The following is a 611-nucleotide window of genomic DNA, read 5'->3' as shown; positions in this document are numbered from 1 at the left end:
TGGCGGTGGCCAACAGGGCGTTGAGCCCACGGACCCCGGAGTACCCGTACCCGGAACCCTGCTTCTGGTAGCCGTGGACCTCGATGATCGTGTCGTCCACATCAACATAAACGAACCCCGGATCCGCACCGGCAGCGCCGGTGCGTCCCAGCAGCGGGGCCCGGCCGGCCAGGTTCACCAGGAACCGGGAGGCGACCGCGTCGAGTTGGCGCACGTGCCCGAAGGTGAACTCACGCAGGAACGAGCCCAGGGTCGAGGGCGCATAGCAGCCGCCGAACACCCGTTTCATCGCCCCGTGGCGCAGCACGGCCATGTCATCGATCGAGTCCGCCCCCGTGCACATGCCGGCCACCAGGGCCGCGACCTTCGCCCCGGCGTTGGCGCCCTTGTCGGTCGGCACGCTCAACCGACCTCCGGCCAGCTGGTGCAGGCCGGCCTCGGCGGCCAGTTCCATCACCGGCACCAGCCCGGCGGACCCGATGAGGTTCGGCTCGTCGAAGGAAACTGACACGGCAGCAGGCGTGTGGGAAACTTGCATCTGCGAGATGCCCTCTCATCGCGGTGGAACGGAACCCTGAACAAGTCCCATTCTTCCCGGTCAGACGGGCATC

The 611-nt window shown here is 67.9% G+C and carries 1 pseudogene; it reads right to left on the bottom strand.

The window, feature by feature from the left end:
- Nucleotides 1-538 (bottom strand): annotated as a pseudogene (locus RF638_RS16090) (IS1380 family transposase); the annotation flags it as partial.
- Nucleotides 539-611 lie beyond the last annotated feature (73 nt).

The organism is Kocuria sp. CPCC 205235 (assembly GCF_040980905.1).
GTDB lineage: Bacteria > Actinomycetota > Actinomycetes > Actinomycetales > Micrococcaceae > Kocuria > Kocuria carniphila.
This window is presented reverse-complemented; position numbering and strand designations above follow the sequence as displayed.